1 protein-coding gene is annotated in these 9,958 nt (G+C 63.2%); it reads left to right on the forward strand.

Features of this window, described 5'->3' with window-relative positions:
• Positions 1–217 precede the first annotated feature (217 nt).
• Positions 218–9,958 (forward strand): amino acid adenylation domain-containing protein (locus ACQY7U_RS12095; protein ID WP_428644760.1); only part of this gene is annotated, 9,741 nt, incomplete at its 3' end.

Genomic DNA, 9,958 nt, shown 5'->3' on the forward strand with positions numbered 1-9,958 from the left:
GCTTAAGTGAATTTCCTCCGGCGCCGGCCGGAGGCATCTGAAATGACTTGGGTCCGTAACCTGATGAGTTGACCAGTCTTCGACGGAGTTGATCTGAATGGCATCCCGCGAGTGTCTTTCTCAGCCTGCGATGGCACGGACTGCCTCTTCCAGCCCCCTATCCAATGAGGCGGGCCATTTGCAGTCGGGCGCATCGCATGCCGGCGGGACCAGGTTCGTGACGGACCTGTTCACGCGTCAGGTTCAGCTGCGGAAAGAACAGGCTGCACTTGTCCTGCCGGCTTCGACCCTGACGTTCGAGGAGCTGGACCGCAAGGCCAACCGCGTGGCCTGGTATCTGATCCGCCGTGGTATCGGTCCCGGTCATATTGTTGCACTGGGCTGCTCGGCGGGAGCGGATCTCGTTGTCTGCCTGCTCGGCGTTATCAAGGCGGGCGCCTGCTACATGCCCCTCGATCCGGCCTATCCGCGGCAACGCCTGATCAATATGCTGCAAGACGCTTCACCGGACCTGATCCTGGGGGAGAGGAAGGTTGCTGCCGTCGTGGCGGCAGCCGGACTCGAGCAACGCGCTGTATACCTGGAAACGGGAACCTTTTGCCGTGAGATCGACGGACAGCCCGTTGACCTGCCTGCCGGGCGCGACCTGACGCGTCCGCCTTGCGTCGACGATCCGGCTTACCTGGTTTACACATCCGGTTCCACCGGCCGCCCGAAGGGCGTGCTCGGCCGCCAGGCCGCACTCGCCAACAGGCTGCTGTGGATCGGAGAGGCCCTGCCCTTTGCGCCGGGCGAACGCACGCTTTTCAAGACCTCGCTCAACTTTATCGACGGGTCGACGGAACTTCTCGGTGCGCTGACAAATGGTTGTGCCGTCGTCATCGCGGAAGGAGATGTTTCGGGCGACCCGAGGCGGTTGGCTCAAACGGTGGGAGATTTCCAGGTTAGCCGTCTGACGGTCGTGCCGAGCCTCCTGGCGCGTCTGCTCGAAGACGGATGTCTGGATGATCTGGAGTGTTGCCGGACCTGGGTGACAAGCGGCGAACCTCTGCCATCGAGCCTTCAGCAGACATTCTGCGAAAGACTTCCCGGTGCCCGTCTCTACAATTTCTACGGTGCTTCGGAGGCTGCCGGCGACAGTTTATGGACCCTGTGCGAATTGGGCCGGAAGATCGCCATCGGCAAGCCCATCCGGGAAACCTGTGTTTACCTGCTGGACGATCGGCTTCAGCCTGTCGCAGAAGGAGAGGCTGGTGAACTCTATTTAGCCGGGACGGGTCTTGCGCTCGGCTATCATCGCCAGCCGGACAAGACCGCCGAACGGTTTGTGGCTTCACCTTTCGGGCCGTCAGGTTCGGTTCTTTACAGAACGGGCGATGTCGCACGCAAGTTGCCGGACGGTAGCTTTGAGTTTCTGGGCCGCGCCGACCAGCAGGTGAAGATCCGCGGTGTCCGCGTCGAGCCGGGCGAGGTGGCAGCGGCCTTGGACGGCATGCCGCAGGTCGCACAGTCGGCCGTGGTATCGAAGCACCGGAAAAACGGCGACATCTTCCTCGTGGCCTATGTCGTCTGGCAGGCCGGTGCCGCAAGGGATGCGCAAAAGCTGCATGATGCCCTCTCGGCATCACTCCCCCCGGCCTTTCTGCCCTCCGCAATCGTCTCGCTCGACGCTCTGCCGCTGACGCCGAACGGCAAGCTGGACCGGTCCTCGCTGCCTGACCCGGAGGTTCCGGCGAAGGACGCCCGGGGCGAAGCGGCAACCGCTCTTGAAAGCATGATCTGCAAAGCCTATGCCGAGGTTCTGAGCGTCGGCGGGATTTCAGCGCGGGACAATTTCTTTTATCTGGGTGGACATTCGCTGCTCGCCGCCCGTCTCGCATACACATTGAGCGACCAGTTTGGCGTTCACGTCGAGCCGCGCCACGTTTTTGAAGCGCCGACACCGTCAGAGCTTGCGAGACTGGTCGCGACAGCCAAGCCTCGGGACAGGAAAAACGCCGGCTTGCCGAGGCCGGAAAGACTGCCGCTGTCCTCGGCGCAAAAGCGCCTCTGGTTCCTGAACAGACTTCATCCGGGCGACACGTCCTACACGCTGGCCTATCGCTATCGGCTTAAAGGTCAAGTCGATCCTGCAGTGCTCGGGCAAGCCTGGGTCGATGTCATCGAAAGACATGAAATTCTGCGGACCGCCTATCCGGAAGGGCAGGACGGTGTCCCCTTTCAGGATATCCGGGCAAAGGTTTCGGCGGATAATGTCTTCCGGGCCATTACTGCCCCCGCGTCGCGTGTCCGGGATGAACTGGATCGACAGTCTTCTATCCCGTTCAACCTTTCCTGCGATCTTCCTGTCAGGATCTGTTTCGTTTCCGAAGCCGGGAATACTCCGGCCACGCATCATCTGATGCAAATCTCCGTTCATCACATTGCCATCGACGGCAACGCCTTGCGTCCGCTGCTTGCCGATTTCGAAATCGCATTCGCGGCGCGATCCAAGGGCAGGAAACCCGTCTGGAGCAGACCCGCCAGGCAATATGCCGACTTCGCCTGTTGGCAAGCCGGGTGGCTTGAGCAGGCCGCGGACACGGAAATATCGAGCCTTCTTGCCGGCGTCAGGTCGGAACTCGCCGGTGCGCCGGACTGTCTCGATCTTCCCTGTGCGGAGGGGCGGCGGAGAAACAATTTCTGGAAAGGCGAGGGAGTCGCCGTCGACATACCGGGTACGCTTCACCTCAAGCTCGAACGCCTGGCCGCCGAGACGCAATCCAGCCTCTTCATGCTGCTTCAGGCGGCAATGGCTGCGACCATGACCCGGATCGGGGCAGGGGAAGACATTGTCATCGGCACGCCGGTCGACGTGCGGCCCGACAGGTCTTTCGAAGAAACCGTCGGCCTTTTCGTCAATATGCTGGCGTTGCGGAATGACATTGCCGGCCGGCCGACGTTCCGCGAATTGCTGACTGCAACGCGGTCCCGGAACCTTGCTGCCTATGGCCGGCGCGACGTGCCCTTCGAGCGTGTGGTCGATGAGCTTTCGCCGCGCCGGGACCTGTCCTTTCACCCGCTTTTCCAGCTCGTACTGGCGCTCGATATGGCGGGTGATCCGGATCTGAACCTGTCGGGACTGGAATGCGCCTCGGAGGAGGTGCCCGTCACAGCCTCCAAATTCGATCTTTCCTTCGATCTGACCGTCCATCGGGCAGAGGATGGATCTGCTGGTGGCGTCCGGGGCCGGATCGAATACCGGACGGATCTCTTCGACCGGCCGGTTGTGCAGACCATCGCCCGGAGATTTGTCGATCTGCTCCAGGCCGCGGTGGCAAATCCGGACACCCGGATCGACGAGCTGCCTGTTGTCTCCGGCGGTGAACTGGCACGTCTTGCCCGTCTTAGCGAGGGAACGCGGATCCCGAAGCCCGAGATTGATATGTCCTTGCCGGAGCGGTTCAAACTGTTGGTCGAGGAGAAGGGTGAAAGGACGGCGCTCACAAGCGGATCCTCTGCGCTTTCCTATGCCGAACTGGATGCGCAATCGGATCTTGTTGCACGAAATCTTTTGGCCCGTGGCGTGCGGCCCGGTTCCAGGGTTGCCGTTCTGATGGAACGCTCATTCGACCTTGTGGTCGCAACGCTTTCAATTGTGAAGGCGGGTGGCGCCTATGTTCCTCTCAACAGGAGCGATCCGCCGAGGCGGCTCGGCCAACTGATTGATGACGCACAGGCCTGCCTGGTGCTGACGGACGGGGCCGCAACGGATCCGATTGAATTGGGTGGCGTTTCCTGCGTTGCCTTTGGCGCGCTCCGCTCGGCAGGCGAAAACGGGTCCCTGCCCACCGTCGAAGCCGGCTGGTTTGCTTGTGTTCTGTTCACTTCCGGGTCCACCGGCCGGCCAAAGGGCATTGCGATCACGCACCGCAATATTCAGGCGCTGGCGCTCGACGGTTGCTGGCCGGAGGGTTCGCACGAACGTGTGCTGCTGCATTCGCCCTATGCTTTCGACGCCTCGACCTATGAAATCTGGACCCCCCTGATGCGGGGGCAGGAGCTTGTCGTGGCACCGCCCGGCCTTCTGGATGCGGAGGAGATAGGACGTGTCATCGACGATCACCGGGTGACTGCAGCCTGCATCACGACCCGTCTCTTCAACATAATCGCCGGTGAAAAACCGGAAGCTTTCAGGCCACTTAAGTCGGTTCTGATCGGTGGGGAAGCGGCTTCCGCGGAAGCCTTGCGTCGGGCAACCGCGGCGTCGCCCGGAACGAGGTTCGTCAACGGGTATGGCCCGGCGGAGGGCACGACGTTCGTGACCTGGCATGCCATGCATTCGCTCGATGAAGGCGCACACAAGGTCCCGATAGGGTTGCCGCGAGACAATTGCGGCGTGCGTATTCTGGACGAACGCTTGCAACCGGTGGGCACCGGTATGGTGGGGGAACTCTATCTGAGCGGCGATTGCCTCACGTCCGGTTATCTCGGCCGCACCGGTCTCACAGCCGAACGGTATGTCGCCGATCCCGCTGGCCCTCCAGGCGGCAGGATGTACCGCACCGGCGATCTGGTGCGCTGGAGCAGCGATGGCCTGCTGACCTTCGTTGGCCGGGCCGACCATCAGGTCAAGATCAACGGGTTCCGCATAGAGCCCCAGGAAATCGAGAATGCGATCGGGCGGCAGGCGGATATCGGTCAATGCGCGGTCATCGTCCGGGAAGACCGGCCGGGTGACAAAAGGCTCGTCGCCTATGTTGTCGGAACAGGTACAGGCGCACCGGATCTGACAAGATTGCGCGCGGATCTGGCTTCCACGCTTCCGGCCTTCATGGTTCCGGCCCATTTTGTGGTCCTGGACGCATTGCCATTCACGACAAACGGCAAGCTGGATCTCGGTCGCCTGGCGGCCCCCGACATCCGCGGCGAGCGCGCCAGAGGACCGGTTGGCCGGACCGAAACCGAGATCAGCCGCCTTTTCGCCGAAGTCCTCGGACTTGCCGCCGTCGGTCCTGACGACAATTTTTTCGCCCTCGGTGGCGACAGTATTCTCTCGATCCAGCTTGTCAGCCGGGCGCGGCGGGCGGGCCTGGTCTTCTCGGCCTCGGATGTCTTCAACAACAAGACGCCGGCAGAACTCGCGACTGTCGCGGCGAAACGGCAGGCGCCGGATGCCATGGCCGCTCTCAAGGCCGACTGGATCAGCGAGCAGGATCTCGAGCATGTTCGCCGTCGCTATGGCGCTTCTCTTTCGGCGGTTTGGCCTTTGACGGGTCTTCAGTCAGGGCTTCTGTTTCATGCGCTGATGGATGCGGAGACGGGTGAGGACGCCTACAAGGTGCAGACGGTGGTCGCGCTTGACGGCCCGGTGGATGCGGAGCGGCTGAAGGTGAGCCTGGAGGCGCTTGCCGCCCGCCACGCGCCGCTGAGGGCCGTGTTCTGTCATGACGGCGTGACGGACCCGGTCCAGGTGATCCTGTCGGACATCGGGCTGCCGTTCAGGACGGTGGAGCTGGAGACTGCAGTGGACCCGGGGACGGCCTTGAAGCGGTTCCTGGCCGGAGACCGTGAGGAGCGGTTTGACCTCGCACGCGGACCGCTGCTGCGGGCCTGCCTTGTGAGGCAGGCGAACCAGCGGTCCTGGCTGGTTCTGACCAATCATCACATCCTGCTCGACGGCTGGTCGCTGCCGGTGCTGATGCGGGAGCTGAAGGCGATCTACGAAGCGGGCGGAGCGGGAACCTTGCCGCCGGTGGTTCCTTTCGACCGCTATCTCGGCTGGCTGCAGCAGCAGGACCGGGCGGCCGCGCTCACGGCCTGGCAGGAAGCGCTCGGCGGGCTGGAGGAGCCGACACGCCTGGCGGCCTCGGTCTACGGCCGGTCTGCGGAGGGCGCGGAGGCGGTCGGGGAGGTCCTGCGTTTCGACGAACTCCTGAGCGAGGAAGCCTCGCGGTCGCTGGAGGGCCTTGCCCGCAAGCTCGACATCACGCTGAACACGGTGTTGCAGGGGGCCTGGGCGATATTGCTCGGCCGGGTCTGCGGAACGGACGATCTCGTCTTCGGCGCCACCGTCTCCGGCCGCCCTGCGGAGATTGCCGGCATCGAGACCATGGCCGGCCTATTCATCAACACGGTCCCGGTGCGGGCCAGACCGGTTGCGGCAACGTCGGTCGGCGAATTCCTCAGGGAGCTGCAGGCGCGGCAGGCTGCGCTTCTGCCCCATCAGCATCTCGGCCTTCCCGAGATCCAGGCCGCCGCGGGACTGGGAGACCTTTTCGACACGCTGGTCGTGTTCGAGAACTATCCCTTCAGCGAGGAGACCTTCCGGGCCTCGGGACAAGGCCTCGGGATCAGCGGTCTGGAGGTGCATGACCGGACCCATTATCCGGCCAGCCTGATGGTGGTGCCGGGCGACCGTCTTCTGCTGCGGCTGGACTGCCGGGAGGATCGGCTTGGTGCGGAGCTCGGCCGCAGCCTCCTTGGCCAGCTCTGTCATCTGCTGGACCAGATGGCGTGCCGGCCGGACGCGGCGCTGGGGTCCCTGAAGACACTTGCACCGTCTCAAAGGGAGGCTGTGCAGGACCGTTGGAATGCCACGCGACACGATCTGCCGGAGGGCGATCTGACGGAGCTGATCTCGGCCGTTGCCGGGCAGCATGCCGAGCGGGAGGCCGTGGCCGGTGGCGCGGAGCGGTTGACCTACGCGCAGCTTGAGGAGCGGGCGAACCGTCTGGCGCATGTTCTGATCAAGCGGGGCATCGGCGCCGAGGACCGTGTCGCGATTGCCTTGCCCAGATCTGCGCAGATGGTGGTGGCGTTGCTGGCGGTGCTGAAGACCGGCGGTGCCTATCTGCCGCTCGACCCGGATTATCCGGCGGCCCGGATTGCGATGATGCTGGAGGATGCGGCGCCGAAACTGGTCCTGACCGTGACCGGCATGGCGCCGGAACTGAGAGAGGGGCTACAGGGCCTGGACCTTCTGCCGCTCGACGCGAAGGAAAGCGCGGCGGAGCTGGCGGCAGCCCCCGCCGATGCACCGCGGGACAGGGACCGGCGGCAGCCCATCGACCCCCGCCATCCGGCCTATGTCATCTACACCTCCGGCTCCACAGGGAAACCCAAGGGCGTCGTCGTCACACGGCAGGGGCTTGCCAATCTGGCCTGTGCCCAGATCGAGCGGTTCGCGATTTCCGCGAATTCCCGCATCGCGCAATTTGCATCCTTCAGTTTCGACGCGGCTTTTTCGGAAATTGCCACGGCACTCGTCTCCGGTGCCGCCCTGGTGATCTGGCCAAGGCAGGCCTTCACCGATCCCGCTGCCTTGAAGTCTTTCATGCACACCGAGAGCATCTCGCATATTACATTGTCGCCGAGCCTTCTGAGTGTCATGGCGACAAGCGATCTGCCGGAGGGCTGTGTGCTGGTGACTGCGGGTGAGGCCATCAGTGTACCGGAAGTGCGGAGATGGGCCGGGCGCTGCCGCCTTGTCAATGCATATGGCCCGACGGAGGTAACCGTTTGCGGGTCGATGAGCAATGTTCTGCGGAGTGATCTGATTGGCGACATCGCGCCGGTTGGCCTGCCTATCTGGAATTCCAGTCTGTATGTTCTCGACCAGGCGCTTCAGCCTGTCGTGAACGGCGTTGCCGGAGAGCTTTATATCGGCGGCATCGGTCTTGCTCGCGGTTACCGGAACCTCGCGGATCTGACGGCGTCCAGATTTGTTGCCGATCCGTTTGCAGGCGCTGGACAGCGAATGTACCGGACGGGAGATCGCGTCTATCGGGCTGAAGATGGCAACCTTCATTTTCTCGGCCGCAGTGACACGCAGGTCAAGGTCCGCGGACGCCGCATCGAGCCGGGTGAAATCGAGCGCGTGCTTCTGGAGCGGGACGAGGTTGCCCAATGCCTGGTCAGCGTCTATCGCGACCGGCAGGGCGCATCGCGGCTTGTTGCCTATGTCATCGGTCACGAAAACGAAGATTTGTCTGCAGACAGCCTGAGGCAACATTGCGCCAGCCGGCTGCCGGACTACATGGTTCCGGCGCAGATCGACCTGCTGCCGTATCTTCCGCGCCTTCCCAACGGCAAGATCGACAGGAAAGCCCTGCCGGCCCCAAGCCGCCCGCACAGAGAGATTGTGTCTACAGAGCTGACGCCCGTCGAAGAGGCTGTGTCGGCCGCTTTTGCCGAAACGCTCGGGATTGCCCCGCCCGCTGGCAACGACAGTTTCTTTGCCCTTGGAGGCGACAGTATTTCGGCGATCCGCCTGGTCAGCCTTTTGCGGCGGAAGGGGTTCTCGGCGTCGCCGAAGGATATCTTCGATCACAAGAGCGTAACGAACCTTGCCCGCGCAATCCGGCCGATCGAGGGAACGAAAGGCGTCAGCCCGGTAGGTACCGGGACCGATACGGTTCTGCCGACGCCCATCCTGCGCTGGTTTGCAGAACTCGGCGGGCCTGTCGACGGGTTCTACCAATCGGTCTGCATGACGCTTCCGGCCGGTGCCGATGCCGATTTCCTGAAGGCCGCCCTTTCAAAAACAGTCGCCCGGCATGGAATGCTTCGGGCTCGCGCTTCCCGGGGGCTCTCGGAGCTGTCGATTGCCCCTGTCTCCGAAATGGCCGAAACACCCGGCTTCAAGCATGTCGACCTCCTGGCGTCCGGGCAGGAGGAAAGCCTGGAAGAACTGCTGGAAGCAGAGCATGCCCAAGCCGTCAGGTCCCTGTCGATTGCCGATGGCCGGGTCTTCAATGCCATCTGGTTCGATGCGGGCGCGGCCGGGACCGGCTTGCTCATGCTCGTTGCCCACCACCTTGTCGTCGACGGTGTCTCCTGGCGGATCCTGACGGACGATCTCCGCGCGGCCTGGGACGATTGGTCGGCAGGACGGCCGATCGAACTTGAGCCTGCAACAACGAGCTTTCCCGTCTGGAGCGGGCTGTTGCGGCAGAACGCGACGGCACCGGTTCGCCTGGCGGAATGCAACTACTGGCGGGAGGTTCTGTCGTTCGGCACCACCTGCATCGTTCCGGACGGTCCGGATCGAAAACGCGATACCTGCCGGACCCGGAAATCGATCCAGTCGGTCCTTGGTCCCGTTGATACGGCGCGGATCCTGACCAGACTGCCGGGACTTTACAATTGCGGGCCGCAGGATGTTCTGCTGTCGGCACTGACCCTGGCGCTGGACGCTTTCCTGTCTTCAAAGACCGGCGGACCTTTCCGCGGGATCATCTGCGATGTGGAAGGGCACGGCCGAGAGCCGCTTGACAATGCCGATCTCAGCCGGACCGTAGGATGGTTCACGAGTGTCTATCCGATGCGGCTCGAACCCGCCGGCTTCACGGGCGGGATCTCAGACATTCCGGAGCGTGCCCTCAGGAGCCTGATTGCCAGGATCAAGGACCAGTCCCGCAAGGTGCCGGACCGCGGCATCGGCTATGGAGTGCTGCGGTACCTGAATGACGAAACCGCCGTCATGCTCAAGGAAGCGCAGAAAACGCAAGTCTCCTTCAACTATCTCGGCCGTTTTCAGGCCGGATCCGGTGGAGCCTGGGGGGCGGCCGGGGAGTTTGGCGGCTTGCGCGGAGGGTTCGACCCGGCGACACCGCTGGATCATCTGCTGTCCATCGATTGCCAGGCCGTCGAAGGCACCGGCGGATATTGCCTGAACACCGAGTTCGGATTTGCCGGGCGCCATTTTTCTGAACGCGACATGGCTGCTCTCAGGCGGCACTGGGAAGAGGCCCTTCAAAGACTGGCCGGACATGCGGACTGGCAAGGCGCAGGCGGCCGTTCGCCATCGGACTTCGCATTGGCCGCCGTTTCCCAGGCGGATGTGGATGTTCTCACCGGTCGCTATGGCGCTTCTCTTTCGGCGGTTTGGCCTTTGACGGGTCTTCAGTCAGGGCTTCTGTTTCATGCGCTGATGGATGCGGAGACGGGTGAGGACGCCTACAAGGTGCAGACGGTG

This window comes from Roseibium sp. (assembly GCF_050301095.1).
In the GTDB taxonomy this organism is placed as follows: domain Bacteria; phylum Pseudomonadota; class Alphaproteobacteria; order Rhizobiales; family Stappiaceae; genus Roseibium.